Genomic DNA, 19,284 nt, shown 5'->3' on the forward strand with positions numbered 1-19,284 from the left:
AATTTATGACACAAGAATTCGTTATTGAAATTGGAAAATATACACTATCAACTGCATTTATGGTGGCAGCGCCAATGCTTTTTTCTGGATTAATCATCGGTGTTAGCATTGGAATATTTCAAGCAGTCACACAAATACAAGAAATGACACTAACATTCATTCCAAAAATATTAGTAGTAGTTATGACTTTGTTCATTTTTTTGCCCTGGATATTAAATGTATTGACTTCATTCGCAACTGAATTATTCAACATGATTGAATTGATGAGTAAATAAGAAAGTAAAATCGGTGTTTGGTTTAACGCAGGTAGACATACTTAAATTCTTTATTATTTTCGTCAGGATGGGAGCCATCATGTTGATCTTACCCTTTTATGGCGAAAAAGGAGCTCCGGTACAGATAAAATTAGCTTTGGCTATTATGATTACGGTAATTGTATTTCCATTGATCTCTGTAGATGCAAGTTTGCTTAGATCGGTTACGTTTTTGGGCACGTCTATTTTATTAATCCAAAGCCTTTTGGCTGGATTGCTAATTGGCTTTATTCCTGTTTTATTATTCACAGGATTTCAACTGGGTGGAGAGATCGCGGGATTTAATATTGGATTTGCAATAGTTAGTGTGGTGGACCCCCTTTCTGAAAGCAGAATATCGTTAATAGCTCAATTCAATTATATCATCGCAATTTTGGTTTTTATTTCAATTAATGGCCACTTCTACCTGCTTGAAGGTGTTGTAAAAAGTTTCCAAGTTATGCCATTGATTGGTTCGACATTTCCTGAGATTGCCGGACAAATGCTGCTTCAAACCAGTGCAAACATTTTTGTCATTGGAATGAAAATAGCGGCGCCAGTCCTTGTTGCCATTTTACTGACAAATACAGGATTGGGTATTCTAGCAAGGACGATCCCCCAATTAAATATTTTCATCATTGGTTTCCCACTTCAGATTAGTGTTGGATTAATAACCCTTGGGTTGTCTATTCCAACATTTGTCTTTTTGTTCGAAAAAACATTTAAAGCAGCTTATCGTGATTGGTTGTTTTTTATCAAAGCATTTAAATGAGATAGAGTATGCCTGCAACAGCAGCAGAAAAAACTGAACGAGCTACATCGAAGAAGCGTGAAGACAGCCGAAAAAAAGGTACAGTTGTTAAAAGTACAGAGGTCAACACAGCTGTCATCCTCTTGACTGGTACATTGGCTCTTTCATTCACGGCAAGTTATTTCGTCGGGAATATCCGTTTTTTTATGACAGATGTCTTTACTCATGCCACAGAGTTTGAGATTACGGCAACGAGCATCCAGGGTTACAGCTATAATGGTATCTTGTTGCTGTTGAAAACCGTTGGTCCAATCCTCCTTAGTATTTTTTTACTTGGTATAACAGCCAATGTTATGCAGGTAGGATTTATGGTTTCAGGACAAGCGCTTAAATTTGAACTTAAAAAGATAAGTCCCTTAAGTGGATTTAAACGGATGTTTTCTGCCAAATCCGTTGCCGATCTTGTTAAGAGTATTATCAAAATAATTGTTGTAGGTTTTTTGATTTTCTCTGCTATCAAAAGTGCATCTGAAGATTTCATTCCGCTTATGGATCAAAATGTCGCCTACATATTTGCTTTTATCGGGATGACGATGCTGAAAATCTCTTTACGGGCTTCAATTGGTATTGTGGCTTTAGCAGCATTTGATTATGCATTCCAAAAATGGGAATATGAAAAAAGTTTGAGGATGACTAAGCAAGAAGTCAAAGAAGAAATAAAAGAGCAAGAAGGTGATCCGATAATGAAAGCCCGCATTCGCAGTATTCAGCGGGAAGCCTCAAGAAAACGAATGATGACTGAAGTGCCTAAGGCTGATGTTGTGATCACGAACCCAATTCACTATGCGGTTGCTTTGAAATACAAGTCAGAAGAAGCCGAAGCTCCTATAGTTATTGCGAAGGGCGCTCGGAAAATGGCCCATAAGATTAAAGAGATTGCCAAAGAGCACGGTGTGCCCATCGTTGAAAATCCAAAATTAGCCAAAACAATTTACAAGATGTGTGACCTGGGTATGCAAATCCCATTGGACCTTTACCGAAGTGTTGCAGAGATATTGGCATATGTGTATGGCCTAAAACAGAAAGCAAATTAGTAAGTGAATCAACCAGCAAGAAATTTGATCTCCCGGATTACGGGCCATAGCGATATCCTGATGGCATTTGGCATCATCTTGATTTTGACGATCATGATTGTGCCGATACCCACCGCTTTCATGGATTTGTTATTGGTTATAAACATCACTTTCGCACTAACTGTGTTATTGGTCACACTCTATATAAATGAACCACTCGAATTTTCTGTTTTCCCCGGTATGCTTTTGATATTGACCCTTTTTAGACTTTCGCTTAATGTGGCTACGACAAGACTCATTTTGGGAGATGCATACGCAGGTAATGTAATTTCGGCGTTTGGTGATTTTGTTGTTGGCGGTAATTATGTAGTTGGATTTATCATTTTCCTGATTCTTGTGATTATTCAATTTGTGGTTATCACTAAAGGTGCTGGTAGAATTGCAGAAGTAGCCGCACGATTTACTTTGGATGCCATGCCCGGAAAACAAATGGCAATTGACGCTGATTTAAATGCGGGCATTGTAGATGAAATGGAAGCGAGATCAAGGCGTGAAAAAATTTCAAATGAAGCTGATTTTTACGGAGCGATGGATGGCGCCTCGAAATTTGTAAGGGGCGATGCAATTGCAGGATTGATTGTAACTGCAGTAAATATCCTGGGTGGGTTCATCATCGGGGTATTTCAAAAGGATATGGATTTAGCAGGTGCTTTACAAACTTATATGCTTTTGACAATTGGTGACGGATTGGTATCCCAAATACCCGCATTGATTTTGTCAACTAGCGCTGGTATAATTGTAACAAGGGCATCTTCGGGTTCTAGTTTAGGTGAAGATTTAACCAAGCAGATCCTGAGTCAACCGAGAGCGTTATACATTGTTGCAGTTTCATTATTTATGTTTGGTTTTGCTCCGGGTTTACCTTTTTTTCCATTTTTTATTTTAGCAAGTTTAAGTGCAGTTGTGGCCCGAAGTTTAATCTCTTCTCAAAAGGAAACTGAACTACAAAAACAATCAGAGCTGGAAGAGAGCAAAGAGCCGGAAGAAGAAAACTTCAACCGTTACTTACAAGTGGATCCATTAGAGATCGAAATAGGCTACGGATTAATACCATTAGTAGATGAAGACAATAACGGGGATCTTTTACACAGGATAACCTCTATTCGAAAACAATGCGCATTAGAAATAGGCATTATCGTTCCGCCAATTAGAATTAGAGACAATATTGGGCTGGGACCAGAGGATTACGTGATTAAAATAAGGGGAGCTGAAGTTGCCAAAGGAGAAATTTATCTGAATAGAATTATGGCCCTTCCGGCTGGTGAATTGACTAAAAAGTTTGATGGAATTGAAACAAAAGATCCGGCTTTTGGATTGCCTGCTATCTGGATATCGACGAATCAAAAAGATGAAGCTGAAAAAGAAGGATACACAGTTATCGAGCCGGGTGCTGTGCTTGTAACTCATTTGAAAGAAATTCTAAAAAAGCATGCTGATGAAATTTTGACCAGGGAAGATGTCAATGACTTAGTTGAAAATGTCAAGCAAGAAAACAATACAATTGTTGAGGAATTAATTCCCAATCTTCTTACAATCGGGAAAATCCAGAAAGTGTTACAAAACCTTCTTAGGGAAAGAGTTTCTATAAGAGATATGGTCTCAATTCTGGAAACCTTGGCTAATCATTCAAATTTAACCAAAGAGCCAGATATATTGACTGAATTTGTAAGGAGCAACTTAGCGAAGACAATCTATAAACCCTATTTATCAGAAGATAATGTGGTTTATACTTTGACTCTCGAGCCTTCGTTAGAAAAATACCTGGCTGATAATTTAGCACAAAATAAAAATATCGGCCTCAATTTACCTCCGGATACCCTGAAGGCTCTATATCGCACTGTTGAAAAGGAATCAGGAGTCATGGCACACAGAAGTTTAAATCCTTTGATTTTATGTTCTCCAGCAATACGGTCCTTTTTAAGAAAGCTATTAGAGCTGGCGTTCCCACAAACTGCCGTATTGTCTTATAATGAAATCCCAAGCGAAGTAGATATTCAATCAATTGGAATAGTAAGGTTAGAAAATGAAAATTAAAAAATTCTCTGCTCCAGATACCAAGGTTGCGATGCAGCAGGTTAAAGAAGTTTTGGGTGACCATGCAATTATTTTGCATGTACAGGAGAAAGCAGATCCCAAAACTAAGAAAAAATTTGTGGAAGTTACTGCTGCCCTGGATGACGATTATCAAAAATATAATAATATCGCCGATCAATTATTTACAGCTACATCCAATAATTCAGCTGCTTCAGTTTCCAGGATAAATACGCTTCTCGGTAAACCGGAAAGGCCAGGTTCGTACACGCACAATTATTCAAATCGAGACCCGTTTACCGGCCATTCCGATGTTGAAAAATTTTCTTCCTGGCGTGAATTTGAAGATGTAAAAAGCCAATTGGCTTCAATTACCACACTATTACAAAACAACGGCTATCCGGAATTTCCACCAATGTTTATGGATGTTTATGCGATGCTAGTTTCCAAGGGTGTGGAAAAAAGATTAGCAGCCGTCTTACTTAGAAAAGTCGAACGAGAAATTAAATCCAATGTCAGGGTAACAAGAAAATTAGTAAAGGGGATACTAGGTAAGAACATTGAAAAATTTATTTCTGAATTTGACACCATTCACGAAAATAAAAAAACCGGGAAAAAAATTAAAGCATTCGTCGGACCAACCGGTGTTGGTAAGACCACCTGTATAGCAAAATTATCTGCTATTGACACGGTGTACGATAATCGTAAAGTAGGGTTAATATCAACAGATACATATAGAATTGGTGCGATCGAACAGCTTAAAACCTATGCCAATATAACGAAGACGCCGCTAGAAGTGATTTATTCCCCAAAAGAAATGAAACATGCTTTAGCAAGATTGCAGGACATGGAAACCATCTACATCGATACACCTGGAAGAAGCCAAAAAAACCTGGATGCGATCATAGAACTCTCAAAATTCCTGGACCATTGTCCAAACCTGGAAATCAGCCTGGTGATGAGTTTAACCTGTAATCTCGACAATCTGCAAGATGTTTTAACCAATTATTCAATTCTGCCTATAGATAATTTATTATTCACCAAATACGATGAGACAGAAACAGCCGGCAATATTTTAAACATCGTTCACCAAGCCCAAAAGCCTGTTTCATTTATTTCAACCGGACAAAATGTCCCTGAAGATATTAAGGAAGCTAATGCGAGGATCATTTCAAATATGATTATGGGAGAGAAAAAATCATGACTAAAGATCAAGCCTCTAAGTTACGAGATCTAATACCCGGAAAAGAAACTTTTCCCAGGGTTGAAAACTCACTTGCTACCCAAAGAATAGGAATTACTTCCGGAAAAGGTGGAGTCGGTAAAAGTATAATTGCACTCAATTTGTCTATTCTGTTAGCCAAAAGCCATCGCCCGACGTTGCTAATTGATGGGGATTTGAATTTATCGAATATATCCATCTTGACAGATACGGCTCCTGAATTCGGTTTTTTGGATGTTAAGCAAGGTAATAAATTATTGAAAGATGTAATATTCCCTTACCAGGATAATTTGTCCATTTTGACGTCAGGTTCCGGCGAATTGAAATTGTTAAATTCAAAAGATGAATTTCTAAACCATCTTCGCATTCAATTCCAACAATTAGACGGTAAATTTGATTATGTCTGTATCGATTCACCATCAGGAATTTCTTCCCTGGTTTTTGGTGAATTGGCTTCCTGCGATGAAGTATTCGTTGTTTCCACACCCGATCCGACTTCGATAACCGATGCTTACGCTATTGTTAAGATGATGACCTATTTTTATCCCCATATCCCATTATACCTGATTTTGAATTTTGTAAGGTCGGAAGACGATGCTTTTGAAGCCTATAAGAAATTTGATCTCATTACAGAAAAATTCTTGCACAGACAAATCAATTATTTGGGCTGTCTTAATTATTCGGATGAAGTAATTCAATCTGTACTGCAACAACAACCCTTAGCGCTAAGGGAGGGGTCTAGTATATTTATCGATCAACTTAAGAAGATTATGAATCGTTGGCTGGAATCGGCACATAGTGGCTATGAGTCGATTATGGAGTTCAGCACAAGCTAAACTAGAAGGAGAGCGAGTTATGACACTGCAGACAATTGCAGCAAAGGAATATAAAAGCACAAATCAGAATGAAGACCCCAGTGATTTGTGGCAAATGTATACTAAAACCAAGAATCGGGCCATTAAAGAAAAGCTTCTCATAAAATATCTTCCTTTGGTAAAATATGTGGTTGGAAGAATGATTCTTACGCTTCCCAATTCTGTGAATTATGACGATTTGGTAAGCGCAGGAACAATGGGACTGCTTGCGGCCATCGATAGATTCGATATAAAAATGGGTGTGAAATTTGAAACTTATGTCGTTCCAAGAATTCGCGGATCTATCCTGGATGAACTAAGAGCGTTGGATTGGGTACCACGTTCAGTTCGCAGTAAAGCGAAAAAGCTTGAAAAAGCCATTATGAGTATCGAATCACAGCTTGGACGTGTCGCAACTGCTGAAGAAATTGCGGATGAATTGCAAATGGACCTGGAAGAATACGAACATATGCTTTCTAAGGTGGGTGATAACTCAATGATGTCCCTCGATCGTGAATTCTATGAGTCTAGCGAAACCAACGGTACTCTTTACGATCTAATTACCAATGTTAAATCTGAAGATCCGATTAAAATAATGGAGAATGATGAGTTAAATGATATTCTGGTTGAATATTTAAATAGTCTGCCAGAAAACGAAAAATTGGTTTTAGCATTGTATTACTATGAAGATCTAACTCTCAAAGAGATTGGTATGGTGATGCAAGTTTCCGAGTCAAGAGTTTCCCAAATCCATACCAAAGCGGTTCAACGCCTTAGATTAAAACTTAAAGAGTTTATTTATTCATGAACGATTGACAAGGAGGGGCTATGGTAGCGCCCTTACATTTACAAGATAATCTTTCAAAAATTCCTTTAGTACAAAAAATTCATGATTCATCCCAAGTTATACCGCAAGTGAACAAAGATCAGATAAAAGAGCAAATAAAACAGGATGCAACTAAAGAAGCGACTACAACAAAAGAATCAAAACACGGAGAGAAAGTAGAGATTCGGGATGATAATCGGGACCGTAACAGAAGAAGAAAGAAAAGGAAATTCCGTAAAACCGGAGATTCATCAGAAGATAATACAGAAAAAATTGAATCTAAGATGGGGCAACTAATCGACATAACAGTTTAGGTTTGGAGCATATTCTTGAGCAAAAACATTAATTCAGACCAAATCAAAAATGTAATTCAGCATATTTTTGATTTACCGACATTACCCACAACGATAGCTAGAATGATTGAGGTTATTGACCATCCATCATCTTCAGCCCAAACACTGGATAGAATTATTTCAGGAGACCAGGCTCTCGCAGCCCAGATTTTAAAACTTGCAAACTCCGCTTATTATGGATTTCCAAGAAAAATAAATACAATTACTTTGGCGATAGTCGTTCTTGGTTTTGAAACGGTTAAAAATTTCGGATTGAGTGTATCAGTCATAGATCGATTTTCCTGCTATAATAATACGGCTCCATTTGATATTTATCTTTTTTGGGAACATTCCATTTGTACTGCTCTCGCCAGTCGTTTACTTGCCAGGGAGTGTGGTTACCAGCCTGCCGGAGAAGCTTTTGCAACAGGTCTCCTTCATGATTTGGGCAAATATGTCATTAGCTTGCATTTTAGAAATGAATTTGAAATTGTTATCAAACAAATGATAGAAGAAGATATTCCGATGTTTGAAGCGGAAGAACAGCAATTATCGGGAATCAACCATGCACATGCAGGCGCATGGCTTGCAGAAAAATGGAACCTATCGGATTCAATTGTGGAAGGTATCTATTTCCACCATAAACCGCAATTAGCGCTGAAACATCAAAGGCTCGTTTGGATTATCCATTTTGCAAATTACCTGACCAAAAAAATTGGTGCAGGTTTTTCGGGAGATCTTTCAACAAATTGCTTCCAGGAGGAGGCCATTCTTGCACTAAATTTAGTTTTGGATGGGAATGGCAATATTGATGAAGACTACTATTTTAAGAAAATTAGTCAGGAAATCGAAAAAGAACAAGCTTTGTTTGATTTGGTCCGAAATCGCCCGGGAGATAAGCAATTAAGCAATTACCAAGATAATCAATGGAGTGAATATGCCACTAACCATGCATGAAATTGATAAATCCATTAATACAAATGTTGATTTCATTAAATCTTTCCAAATGTTAAATAGCGTAAATAATTGGGTGATTTTTTTGGATCGTTATCGTGAAACAATTCAAAAAGTACTTCCTTGCAAAAGTATTACGTTATTTGAATATGATGAAAGAAAAAAATTGCATTTTGTCGCTGATGTATTTCCACAGAAATTTCATGGATTTGTAAATCACCAGTTGGAAGAGGGTATTATTTCCTGGGCTCAACTTCACAATGAAGTATTTATTTCAGAAACAGAGTTTTGTTATGATGAATTTCATCCATCCAAATCCATATTTATGCCTTTGCACCAGAACAAACAACCAAGAGGTGTGATTGAAATTTTACCGGAGAATTCCATTCATCTCGAAAATGGATCAGTCCTCAGCCATCTTAAAATATTATGTACTCTCATATCAGATAAAATAGAAATTCTCAAATTAAGCTCAAAATTAGCTGAAAAGGAGAGCATGCTTGAAAGAATTACCAACCAGTTTGAGATGACGAATAAAATGGTTTCGTTGGGTGAATTAGCCGGAAGTGTTGCACATGAAATCAATAATCCAATGACCACGATTCTGGGACGGCTGCAATTATTGATCGAGTCTAATTCATTACCCGATCAGGTACAAAATAAGATGAAAGTAATTGAAACCCAGGCTAATCGAGTATCAAAACTCATTCATGCACTCTTATCTTTTGCACGAGGAAATAATGAAAGTATCGACGAAGAAATAAACATCAACCAGGTAATTAATAGTTCCTTGGATTTAACGTGCCATAATTTGAAGATTAATAAAATTGAAATAAGTACAAATTTAGTGGATGACTTGCCAGTAATATATGGTAACCCGATTCAATTACAGCAGGTTTTTATTAATCTAATTAACAATGCCCAGCACGCAATGCAGGCCAAGGGAAAATTAACAATCGGGACTCGCCTTTTTGATGCAGGTGTTTGTATTACTATAAAAGATAATGGTTCCGGCATTGATCCCAAAGATCACGAAAAAATTTTTGAATTGCTTTACTCCACAAAAAAAACATCTGGTGGTACCGGATTAGGCTTATCAATATGCAAACAAATCGTACAGAAATATAACGGAACAATTTCAGTGGATAGCCAATTAGGCCAGGGAACAAAATTTGAAATTTATATTCCATTCAAAAGTAACCAAAAGAAACGGAAGTTGAGGAGATAGAATTAATGAAGAAGTACTATTCAATCTTACAAATATTAACATTTGTCTTATTAACTACAGTGAAATTATTTGGGCAAAATTATATCGAGCAAATATCTACTAAGAATGTCGATAATGGCATTCAAATAAATTTAGCAACACATGCCTCGGTTTCTCATGAAATATTAAATTTTGACTCCCGGTCAACTACACTTGTCAAGATTTTTCCACTCACCATTCAGCAAGATAATAAAGATGCTCTATTGGCTTCATTAAGTGGATTAGGTATCGATATCCAAGCTTTAGAACTCGGTAATAATACTGTACTGCTGGCTTTTAAAAATGTCCTTTCGAATAGATTATCCATAAAAACAAATGAGAGTAAAGATAAACTAAGGATCCACATTTTAGACAATCAGAAAATATCTAAATCAGTCGGGAAATCAAATTCACAATTATCTCAAGAATATTATCAAAAAGCAATGCAGCTTTTTGAAAGCGGGGAATATTCTGAGGCTTTAACTAAAGTACGTTCTGCCATAAAATTAAACCCTGGGTTTGCGGAAGCCTATTTTCTAGGTGGACAACTCCGTTATAAATTGAAAGATTGGGTAAAAGCCAAATATAATTTTAAAAAAGCAGCTATTTTAAAGGGCGAGTATAGCGAAGCCAATAAATATCTGAATAAAATTAATTCGATAGAAAATGATTCTTTGACAGCACTGTCGAATATCAAAAACAATAGTGACAATGAAAGTGATATTAGCAGAAATAACAAAAGTAGTACCAATAGGTATAATGAAAGCAATATCACCAGTACGAGCGATAGTTTATCACAACCGGATTCAACCGTTCTTGCTACAAGTGTAGTAGAAGTGCCGGAGGATCCCCGGGTTACAATAACTGACACAAACTCCGGTTTAAGCCCGGTGTCTGATTCTCCTGAAACTAATCCTTATGCACCTTTAGCAGCACGGGCTTTCAATGCGAATTTCAATAACTATCTACAACTTGGCTTTTTTCTCCTAATCATAAGCTTTCTATTGGGGTGGATATTGTATCTCAAAAAAAGTCGAAAATTGCTTCAATTGAAGAGTAAAAAACTGAATAAAAATCACTTTACAGAGGTTCTCAGTAAGATCCAGGAAAATATACAGGAAAAGAAGAAACCGAAAAAATCATTTCGAAAAGTACAAAATAAGCAACCGGGAGAAAATCGGAGTATGGAGAGCTTTAATGAGGATATAAATTCACAACGATCTTTTAAAGATGAATTCAATGAAAGACCTTTAAATCCGTTACCTTATGAAGGAGATCCAACGGAAAAGGTTTGCCAGTTTTCTTCGGTGGGGTATAGTGTTGAAGAAATTGCTCGTATGCTAAACATGGGAAAAGGTGAAGTAAAGCTAATCTTAAATTTTCGGGGACGTCATAGTCCTATGACTCCGCCCGATATGAGATTTAATCTTGCTGAAACCGTTTAATGCTAAATTTTAGAACATCATGAATGGAATTGGTTTAAAAAATTTACGAAACTTTTTTGTTAAGTCGGTTTTACCGGATGTTTTTACCCAGAAATTCCAAGAAGGTGAATTAATTAAAGGGAAAATCATCCAGGCAATGTCTAAAAACGATTTCTTTATTTTAAATACAAAAGGAATAAATTTGGTTGCCCAATCTAAAATTGCACTGTTCGCCGGAGATAAAATTGTCGGTAAAGTACTTAAAAACAAATCTCAAATAGAACTGAAATTAGTTGAAGTTAATGGTAACAAAATCCATCAGAATATGACTATTTCAAGTGAAGAAATTAATTATGCGCAGCTGCCTTTGCCGGAATCCTATTTTGGTAAGAAATCATTTTTAGAAATATATCCGGATAAAGAAAATGGCAAGCGCAATGGCGGTAATCCAGCCCGTGACTCAGTTTACTTAATCATTAACAGTTCACTATTGAACCATTTGGCAATAGATTTGAAATATGAAAATGAAAATCTGGCTGGAAAAATTTGGGTTGAACAACCAAAGTTGCGAGATTTTTTATCACAAAGAGTACCCGAGCTTGAAGAGTATTTAACCGATGAAAATATTAAATCAGTAGAATTGAAAATTCTTGACATGCAAAGAGAAATTGGTTCATTTAGAAAACAATGGATTGGTTTAGCAAATTTGGATATTCGGGCATAACTTTTTATGAAATTGAGATTAATAATGTCTAAGAAAATAGTATTATTTGTAGATGATGAAATTGAGATTCTCGAAATTATAGAGGATGTCTTTAAGGACAGCCCCTTCAATGTTATCTGTGCCGAATCAGGAAAAACCGCTTTGGATTATTCAAAGAAGCATAAAATCAATTTAATCGTTTGTGATCTAATACTAAATGATATATCAGGTTTAGAGGTGTTAACCCATTTTAAAGAAAATCATCCAAATACGTATCGAATCCTTACGACGGGATACTTGGATGAAAAGCAAGAGAATTATTGCAGAGAAATCGGTGTTTTCCAAAAAATTATACCAAAACCTTGGGATATCTATGAAATTCGGGATCAAATAACAAAGGCAGTCGCTTGACATCAAAAAGGAATAAAGCCGTAGTTCTTAAATATGAACCTAAACTGCACCAGGCTCCTCAAATTGTCGGCAAGGGAGTTGGTTGCGTTGCAGACAAAATTCTTGATTTGGCTGAAGCAAATGATGTCCCTATTTTGGAAGACAATAATCTGATGCAATCTTTATATCCATTGATGGTAGGAGAAATGATACCAGAGATACTTTATCAACCTGTTGCTAAGATTCTTTCATTCATCATGAATTATCATCAGAATGAAGGATCGCAGGTTAGTTAGCATTGAATGTAAGCAGAGTTTCCTGTGTTAGGATTCATTGAATAATAGAATTGGATTAACTCATTCAAAAAAAAAGGAAGATTAATCATGTTGGGAAAAATTGAAATTCATTCATTAAAGAAGGGAGACCTGAAAAATGTATACTGAACAATATGAAGATACCGCTGTTTTAGATATAGAACAGCTAGAGTTGGATTTCTTACAAAAGAAAACCGAACCGGGTATTCGAGAGATAATTGATGAATTAAAGAAAGAAATCGGGTATAACTGGGTGTCTTATTTCAGAAAAGATCCGGTTTCCGGAGTTTTGCAGGAAGTGGAGCTTGATGAAAGGGGATTTAATCTGATCGAAACCGTAACTTTCCGAAGTGGGAGTGGCTTATCAGCCTGGGTGGCCGAGCGCCAACGGCCGGTAGTCCTGAGCTCGGTGCATAAAAGCCAAAGATTTGAGAGTAATCCGATTAAATCGTTTATGTGTTGCCCGGTAATAAGAGATGGGAACACGGTGGGCGTGATTAACTTGGGTCATGCAAAAACCAATGCGTACAAGAAGGAAACTCTAAAAATGCTGAATCATATTCTTAACGTCCAAAATATAGAAGCCCTATGTCAAAACGAATACTCGTGATAGAAGATGATGAAAACCTTCAACTGATTGCTCGTCATATTTTAACCAATGCAGGATTCGATGTGATTTCTGCAATGACAGGAGAAGAAGGATTAGAGAAATTACTCAGTAAAAAGCCGGATTTAGTAATTCTTGATAATATGATGCCCCGTAAAAGTGGCGAGCAAGTTTTCGATGAAGTAATGGACGATCCAAAGTATCGATCTGTCGGCAAAATTCCATTTATAATGCTGACTGCTAAAGAGATGAAAAGAGAAAAAATTAGGGATTTTTTGGAAAGAGGGATGGCTGCCTTTTTATCGAAACCGTTTGGTCCAAAAGAACTATTGAATGTTATTCAGAATATTCTCACAACTCATGAGATCCAAGTTAAAGAACAGCACCTGTTTAAAGTGATCAGCAAAGCAAAAGATTTTTTAAAAAATCTTGTGAATACCATCCCCGATGCTCTATTCATCGTTGATAAAGACGGCAAAATTAATTTTTACAATGGCGGACATGTAGAAGTATTGCAATATCAAATATCCGACCTGGTTGGTCAAACATTTGATTCAATCACTAGTAAAGATTCTCCGTCGCTTTCAGAATTGATTAAATTATTGGATGACAAAGATAAATTGTGTAATGTTTCACTTAATTTAAAAGATCAAAACAATAATTTAGTGCCATTTAGTTTCTCATTGGCAAAACTTTACAATCAACAGGATGAAATGATAGGCATTATTTTTATAGGTTCTGATATTTCTGAAATTAAAAGGCTTGAAAGAGAACTTGTCGAAAAAGAAAAATTGGCAATATTTTCTGAGACTGCCATAGCTATTAATCATGAAATCAATAACCCGTTAGCTCCAATTATTGGCAATGTACAACTACTTTTGGAAGATAAAATGCTGGAAGGTTCGGCACAAAAGAAATTGAAAGTCATATTTCGAAATGCAGTTAGGATCAAGGAAATCACACAAAAACTAAGGGATATTAGGCAACCCGTCCAAACCTCTTACCTTGGAGATACAAAAATGGTAGATTTGAGTGATTCGAATTAACCTATTTAGTCTCTAAATAATCTCACATTAACGCTCTTTTATGCAAAAAAGAAAACAAGTTTTTTTAAGAAAAAATTAATCTTGATATTGAATATTGAATTAATAATTTTATGATTTGAGAATAAACAGATTTTATGTTTAGTGCGATATTTGGATAATAACAACTGATTCTTTATTTTGGTTTTTGGGATCTCACATAAACAATAACTTAAAGGAAGATAGCCTTGATTGATGGAGTTCAAGTAAAAAAGTTAGTTACATATTGCGATGAGAGAGGTTTTTTTCGGGAAATCATTCGCGTTACCGATGATTTTTTTGGAGAAGGTTTTGGGCAATGGAGCGTTTCCAAAATGTACAATGGTGTAATCAAAGCCTGGCACATTCATCCAAACCAGGTGGACTGGTGGTACGTTCATTCGGGAGTTCTCAAAGTAGTTTTATATGACAAACGAGAAAACTCTTCAACGCACAAAGAACTAGTAGAGTTGTTTATGGGTGATAACCAACAAGCCCAGGTACTGAGAATCCCACATGGCGTTGCTCATGGATGTAAATGCATAAGTGGTCCGGCAACCCTGTTTTACATTACATCGAAAACTTATGATCCGGAAGAAGAAGGTCGCATACTTTATGATGATCCTGACATTGGTTACGATTGGTTAAAAGGTTCAGAGATTACCTGAACCGAAATTTGACAATCAGACGTAAATTCTTCTTTAGTACTTCAATCATTATTCTGAATGGGGCAGTTTTGTGAATAATAAAAACAAACTTAATCGACTTTACCCCTTCTAAAACTTACCTGTTAAGGCTGGTTTCCCTTAAAATCATAGCGGAAAAACAATCCTGCTAAACTACAACAACATGGAAGAAGTTGCCGGTTTGTGTAATCTGCAATACTAGGTTAAAACTAGCTATGTTCACGGATTCTCCAGTATAAATTAATAAATAACAATTAGTTATGGGATCACAAAGTTTTTAAGGAAAATGATTGAAAAGATGGCACGTTGATTGCGAAAAGATTTATGAATTGAACCATTAATAGGAAAAAATCTATGATCAAAGGAATATATACAAGTGCTGTTGGAATGCAATCAAGAATGTTGGAAGAAGAAATTTCTGCGAACAACCTTGCGAACCTGAATACCACCGGATTCAAAAAAGATACTGTTCATTTTAAAAAACTGCTTGATGGAAATATGGTTCAACTAAATTTTGATGGCAGTCAAGGCAGTTTAGCTGAATCACAAAATGTTCAGACTAATTTTGCCCAGGGAGAGTTAAAGGAAACAGGCAATTCACTCGATGTTGCACTTGACGGAACCGGATTTTTTACAGTTTTAACCGAAGATGGTGAAGCCTATACCAGGAATGGATATTTTCAATTGGATGAAGATGGACAATTGATGACAGCTAATGGATATAAGGTAATGGGGACAGCAGGCCCGATTCAATTATTTCCCGGTCAGGTTGAAATTAGAGGGAATGGTGAGATTTACCAGAATAATGCTCTTGTAGATAAATTGAAAATTGTAGATTTCCAAAAGCCTTATTCATTGCTAAAATTGGGAGAGTCGTTGTTCCAGGAGACTGATAATTCCGAAATGGTGGATGTGGGGAATACGATGTTTCGTCAAGGATATTTGGAAGAATCAAATGTAAATCCGATTTATGAAATGGTGAAATTGATTACAATTGCAAAGGCATTTCAGGCTGGTCAGAAAGCTATTCAGGCTCAAAACAACACCCTGGAAAAAGCTGTCAATTCAGTTGGAAGATTTTAAGATGAAAAAAGGAGTTTGTTTATGATAAGGGCACTTCGTTCAGCAGCAACCGGTATGTATGCACAAGAACTTTACGTTGATGTGATCGCAAATAATTTATCCAATGTGAATACGACAGGGTTTAAGAGAAGTAAAATAGAATTTCAAGATTTATTATACAGCAAAATTCAAAGTGTCGGGGCTGAAAATGATCTAACCAATGCCACAAATGTGGCAATCCAAATTGGTCATGGCACCAGGCCAATGTCAATTGTTAAGCAATTCACTCAAGGAGATATTCAAACCACAGAAAATCCTCTGGATTTTGCAATAAACGGTGACGGCTTTTTCCAAATTCAGCTAGCTGATGGCACTTTAGCCTTTACCCGTGACGGGGCTTTCAAACTGTCTGCAGACGGGCAATTTGTAACAGCTGATGGTCTCATTTTAGAGCCGAGCATATCACTCCCCCAGGATACGAAATCATTTTATGTAGGTCCGGATGGGGTAATCAGTGTAACTCTTTCAGGACAAACTGACCCGGAATCTATCGGGCAATTAGAGTTAGCAAGATTTATTAATCCTGCAGGTTTGGAAAGTCTTGGGAGAAATTTATTCATCCCGACCGTTGCTTCGGGAGAAGCTCAATTCGGAGCACCGGAAGATGAGGGTTTTGGCCGCATTCTCCAGGGTTTTTTAGAAGTTTCCAATGTAAATGTAGTGGAAGAAATGATTAACCTCATCATCGCTCAAAGAGCATACGAAATTAACTCGAAAGCGATTAAAACCGCAGATGAAATGCTCTCAACCGCTAATGGATTACATAGATAATGTGAGGCAAACCGTGAAGCGAACACCTATTACATCTATTATTTTAATGAGCTTTGTATTCTCAAACCCCCTTTTCGGGCAATCTCAATTATTGTCTTATAGCAACGTAGATAAAAGTAGAGATGTGACTGTTGACCTTTCCACTGAAATAATTAAGGATAAAATAAAACTCAATTTATTGAATAATTTCCATGAGTTTCATGATGAGGTTATACTGCAGTTTGATGAAATACCGAGTCCCATTCAAGTTAATCCTTCCAACTGGGATGTAAAAATATCGAAAAGATATGGTAAGGTAAAAAGGGGAGCAAACTCGATAGAAGTGGCTGTTTTTTCAAATAAATCCTTGATTAAGAAATTTCTGACTACAGTTCGTTTTAAGACTTTTGATAATATGGTAGTTGCAAAATCACAGTTGAATAAATTAAATAGGATTTCAGGGGACCAAGTTTTAATTCAACGAATAGAGTCCACTACTATTAAGAGAATGTTTTTTAGGAATTTAGAAGATGTCTTCAATTTACAAACAAAAAGGATTGTCCAAAAGGGTAAACCAATTTTTTTTGATATGGTTGAGCTGCCTTTTTTGGTAACAAGGGGTGATATTCTTAAAATTGTGGTAAAGTTGAAGAATCTTAAAGTTTCTGCAACTGGGAAAGCTCTGCAGGGTGGTCGTATAGGAGACATGATCAAAGTTGAGAATTTATCTACACGTAAAAAATTGGTAGGTACAATTCAGAATAGAAAAACTGTTCTTATAGAACTCTAATTGGAGAAAACAAACGTTATGCGAAAACTTTTATTTGGAATATTGATGTTGATAATGTGCGGAATCAATATGGCTCATGGGCAAAGTTCAAAACGGCCTAATTCTCTTTTTAGTGACTTCAAAGCCCATAGTATAGGCGATATCATAACGATTTACATCATGGAAATATCAAGTGGCAGTAATAGTATGTCAAACAGTACAAAAAGTGAGAATAATTTGGGTATCAGCGCAGGCGGGACCGGATCTCTTGGTTTTTTGTCACCATTGGGTTTTAGTTCTAGATATGGCAATGAATATAAAGGTAAAGGCAGTATTAGTCAAAATGGCCAATTACGCGGAAAACTAAGCGCCATGATTGTAGAGGTTGCACGCAATGGCGCATTAAAGATCAAGGGTGCCAGAGAGGTTGAAATAAATGGCGACCGGCAAACTACCATTTTAACCGGTTGGGTACGGCCGGAAGACGTTTCGAGTGACAACGTTGTTATGTCACATCATATTGCAAATGCGGAAATTCGTTATAAAGGCAAGGGTGTTGCAAGTTCGGCAACGAAAAGAGGATTAATCTCAAAAATAATCGATTTTATCTTTTAACTGTTCATTTAATTTATGGATTAGTGACTCAATGAGAAAAGTTATACGAAAAATAATTTGGTCTATTGTACTTATGGTTTTTATTCTAGCCGGTTTGATGAATAATATTGCTCAAGCTGTTCGAATAAAAGACATTGCGAAAATTGGTGGCGTGGGAACAACACATTTAGTTGGCTATGGACTTTTGGTTGGACTAAATGGGACTGGCGATAGCCGGCAATCCCTAATGGCCAACCAGACTCTGCGCAATATGCTTAAACGTTTCGGCATAACTTTACCTTCGCAACGGCTCCGTATCAAGAATGTGGCTGCAGTAATGGTGACAGCAGAGTTGATTCCATTTGTGCAAAGCGGATCACAAATTGACGTGGTCGTTTCATCGATGGGAGATGCTTCAAGTTTACAAGGCGGCATTTTGCTGATGACTCCATTAGTTGATGATGAAGGCGACGTTTATGTGAAAGCCCAGGGTGCCATATCTGTTGGAGGATTTGATATCAAAACCATTGGGGGAGAGCAGGTTCGCAAAAATTATACGCATGTTGGCCGTGTTCCATTTGGCGGTACAGTTGAAAGAACCAAACCCTTTACTATTCCGATGGATACACTTAGAGTCAACCTACATCAACCCGACTTTACAACCGTTATTCGAATTGCGGATATAATTAACCAGAATTTTGGTTCCGGTATCGCTATTCCCGTTCATGCGGGACAATTGTTAGTTGCAATTCCAACTACATATCAAAATCCTGCTGGACGGATTCAGTTCATCTCTCAAATGGAAGTATTGGATATAATACCTGATCAACTGGCAAGGGTTGTCGTTAACGAACGTACCGGTACGATTGTGGTTGGTACGAATGTCAGCATTTCGGAAGTTGCAATCGCACATGGAAATTTAACCATCGAGATTAGTGCATCACCTATAATATCACAACCAGCGCCGTTTTCGCAAGGTCAAACAGTAGCTATACAACAAACTAGCACTCAAGTGACGACAGAGAATTCAAGATTATTATTGGTAAAAGAGAGTGTAAGAATACAGGATATTGCCGCTGCTCTGAATGAACTTGGTGTTACTCCACGCGACCTTATTGCGATTTTTCAGGCTTTGAAAGTAGCCGGAGCCTTACACGCAGAATTGGTAATTATGTAATGATTGATTCGTTAAACACAACTGCAAATTTACCCAGAGCTATTT

Annotated in this window: 22 protein-coding genes; all 22 read left to right on the forward strand. The window is 36.8% G+C overall.

The genetic code is table 11. The features are described from left to right. The first annotated feature begins 5 nt into the window (after nucleotides 1-5). Nucleotides 6-275, forward strand: a complete 270-nt coding sequence (fliQ, locus tag IIC38_01645) for a flagellar biosynthesis protein FliQ (GenBank protein ID MCH8124655.1) — start codon at nucleotides 6-8, stop codon at nucleotides 273-275. A 79-nt stretch (nucleotides 276-354) separates the two neighbouring features. After that, complete coding sequence (fliR, locus tag IIC38_01650) at nucleotides 355-1,065, forward strand: flagellar biosynthetic protein FliR (protein MCH8124656.1); 711 nt, start codon at nucleotides 355-357, stop codon at nucleotides 1,063-1,065. 8 nt (nucleotides 1,066-1,073) lie between these two features. Then, nucleotides 1,074-2,138 carry a flagellar biosynthesis protein FlhB gene (flhB, locus tag IIC38_01655; protein ID MCH8124657.1) on the forward strand — a complete coding sequence of 355 codons (1,065 nt, stop codon included), beginning with the start codon at nucleotides 1,074-1,076 and terminating at the stop codon, nucleotides 2,136-2,138. 3 nt (nucleotides 2,139-2,141) lie between these two features. After that, nucleotides 2,142-4,211, forward strand: coding sequence for a flagellar biosynthesis protein FlhA (flhA, locus tag IIC38_01660; GenBank protein MCH8124658.1), 2,070 nt, complete (start codon nucleotides 2,142-2,144; stop codon nucleotides 4,209-4,211). Next, nucleotides 4,201-5,412, forward strand: coding sequence for a flagellar biosynthesis protein FlhF (gene flhF / locus IIC38_01665; protein ID MCH8124659.1), 1,212 nt, complete (start codon nucleotides 4,201-4,203; stop codon nucleotides 5,410-5,412). Before flhA ends, flhF begins: the two co-directional genes overlap by 11 nt. Beyond that, a complete protein-coding gene (locus IIC38_01670; GenBank protein ID MCH8124660.1) occupies nucleotides 5,409-6,266 on the forward strand; it encodes an AAA family ATPase in 858 nt (285 codons plus the stop codon). The genes flhF and IIC38_01670 overlap by 4 nt, the downstream gene beginning before the upstream one ends. 19 nt (nucleotides 6,267-6,285) lie before the next feature. After that, entirely contained in the window at nucleotides 6,286-7,092 is an 807-nt protein-coding gene (locus IIC38_01675) for a FliA/WhiG family RNA polymerase sigma factor (GenBank protein MCH8124661.1), read from the forward strand. Between the two features lie 20 nt (nucleotides 7,093-7,112). Further along, the gene (locus tag IIC38_01680; protein ID MCH8124662.1) at nucleotides 7,113-7,424 is read left to right on the forward strand and encodes a hypothetical protein; all 312 of its coding nucleotides are present in this window, start codon (nucleotides 7,113-7,115) and stop codon (nucleotides 7,422-7,424) included. A gap of 15 nt (nucleotides 7,425-7,439) precedes the next feature. Next, on the forward strand, nucleotides 7,440-8,399 hold the full coding sequence (locus IIC38_01685) for an HDOD domain-containing protein (protein MCH8124663.1): 960 nt from the start codon (nucleotides 7,440-7,442) through the stop codon (nucleotides 8,397-8,399). Next, nucleotides 8,380-9,624, forward strand: coding sequence for a HAMP domain-containing histidine kinase (locus tag IIC38_01690; protein MCH8124664.1), 1,245 nt, complete (start codon nucleotides 8,380-8,382; stop codon nucleotides 9,622-9,624). The genes IIC38_01685 and IIC38_01690 overlap by 20 nt, the downstream gene beginning before the upstream one ends. A 5-nt stretch (nucleotides 9,625-9,629) precedes the next feature. Then, nucleotides 9,630-11,087: a hypothetical protein gene (locus tag IIC38_01695; protein ID MCH8124665.1), complete on the forward strand. Its 1,458-nt coding sequence runs from the start codon at nucleotides 9,630-9,632 to the stop codon at nucleotides 11,085-11,087. A 19-nt stretch (nucleotides 11,088-11,106) separates the two neighbouring features. Further along, nucleotides 11,107-11,790: a hypothetical protein gene (locus tag IIC38_01700; protein MCH8124666.1), complete on the forward strand. Its 684-nt coding sequence runs from the start codon at nucleotides 11,107-11,109 to the stop codon at nucleotides 11,788-11,790. A gap of 24 nt (nucleotides 11,791-11,814) precedes the next feature. Then, nucleotides 11,815-12,180: a response regulator gene (locus IIC38_01705; GenBank protein ID MCH8124667.1), complete on the forward strand. Its 366-nt coding sequence runs from the start codon at nucleotides 11,815-11,817 to the stop codon at nucleotides 12,178-12,180. Beyond that, the gene (locus IIC38_01710; protein MCH8124668.1) at nucleotides 12,177-12,455 is read left to right on the forward strand and encodes an EscU/YscU/HrcU family type III secretion system export apparatus switch protein; all 279 of its coding nucleotides are present in this window, start codon (nucleotides 12,177-12,179) and stop codon (nucleotides 12,453-12,455) included. The genes IIC38_01705 and IIC38_01710 overlap by 4 nt, the downstream gene beginning before the upstream one ends. 136 nt (nucleotides 12,456-12,591) lie before the next feature. Further along, complete coding sequence (locus IIC38_01715) at nucleotides 12,592-13,083, forward strand: GAF domain-containing protein (protein ID MCH8124669.1); 492 nt, start codon at nucleotides 12,592-12,594, stop codon at nucleotides 13,081-13,083. Then, entirely contained in the window at nucleotides 13,062-14,126 is a 1,065-nt protein-coding gene (locus IIC38_01720; GenBank protein MCH8124670.1) for a response regulator, read from the forward strand. The genes IIC38_01715 and IIC38_01720 overlap by 22 nt, the downstream gene beginning before the upstream one ends. A gap of 224 nt (nucleotides 14,127-14,350) precedes the next feature. Continuing rightward, nucleotides 14,351-14,809 carry a dTDP-4-dehydrorhamnose 3,5-epimerase family protein gene (locus IIC38_01725; protein MCH8124671.1) on the forward strand — a complete coding sequence of 153 codons (459 nt, stop codon included), beginning with the start codon at nucleotides 14,351-14,353 and terminating at the stop codon, nucleotides 14,807-14,809. Between the two features lie 372 nt (nucleotides 14,810-15,181). Then, on the forward strand, nucleotides 15,182-15,910 hold the full coding sequence (flgF, locus tag IIC38_01730; GenBank protein MCH8124672.1) for a flagellar basal-body rod protein FlgF: 729 nt from the start codon (nucleotides 15,182-15,184) through the stop codon (nucleotides 15,908-15,910). Nucleotides 15,911-15,931: 21 nt separating this feature from the next. After that, complete coding sequence (gene flgG / locus IIC38_01735) at nucleotides 15,932-16,720, forward strand: flagellar basal-body rod protein FlgG (protein MCH8124673.1); 789 nt, start codon at nucleotides 15,932-15,934, stop codon at nucleotides 16,718-16,720. After that, nucleotides 16,704-17,489 (forward strand): flagellar basal body P-ring formation protein FlgA, encoded by a 786-nt coding sequence (gene flgA / locus IIC38_01740; protein MCH8124674.1) that lies wholly within the window; start codon nucleotides 16,704-16,706, stop codon nucleotides 17,487-17,489. Before flgG ends, flgA begins: the two co-directional genes overlap by 17 nt. Nucleotides 17,490-17,558: 69 nt before the next feature. Then, nucleotides 17,559-18,083, forward strand: a complete 525-nt coding sequence (locus tag IIC38_01745) for a flagellar basal body L-ring protein FlgH (protein ID MCH8124675.1) — start codon at nucleotides 17,559-17,561, stop codon at nucleotides 18,081-18,083. A 52-nt stretch (nucleotides 18,084-18,135) separates the two neighbouring features. After that, entirely contained in the window at nucleotides 18,136-19,239 is a 1,104-nt protein-coding gene (locus IIC38_01750) for a flagellar basal body P-ring protein FlgI (protein MCH8124676.1), read from the forward strand. The last annotated feature ends 45 nt before the right edge of the window (nucleotides 19,240-19,284 follow it).

Source organism: candidate division KSB1 bacterium (assembly GCA_022566355.1).
In the GTDB taxonomy this organism is placed as follows: Bacteria; Zhuqueibacterota; JdFR-76; order JdFR-76; family DREG01; genus JADFJB01.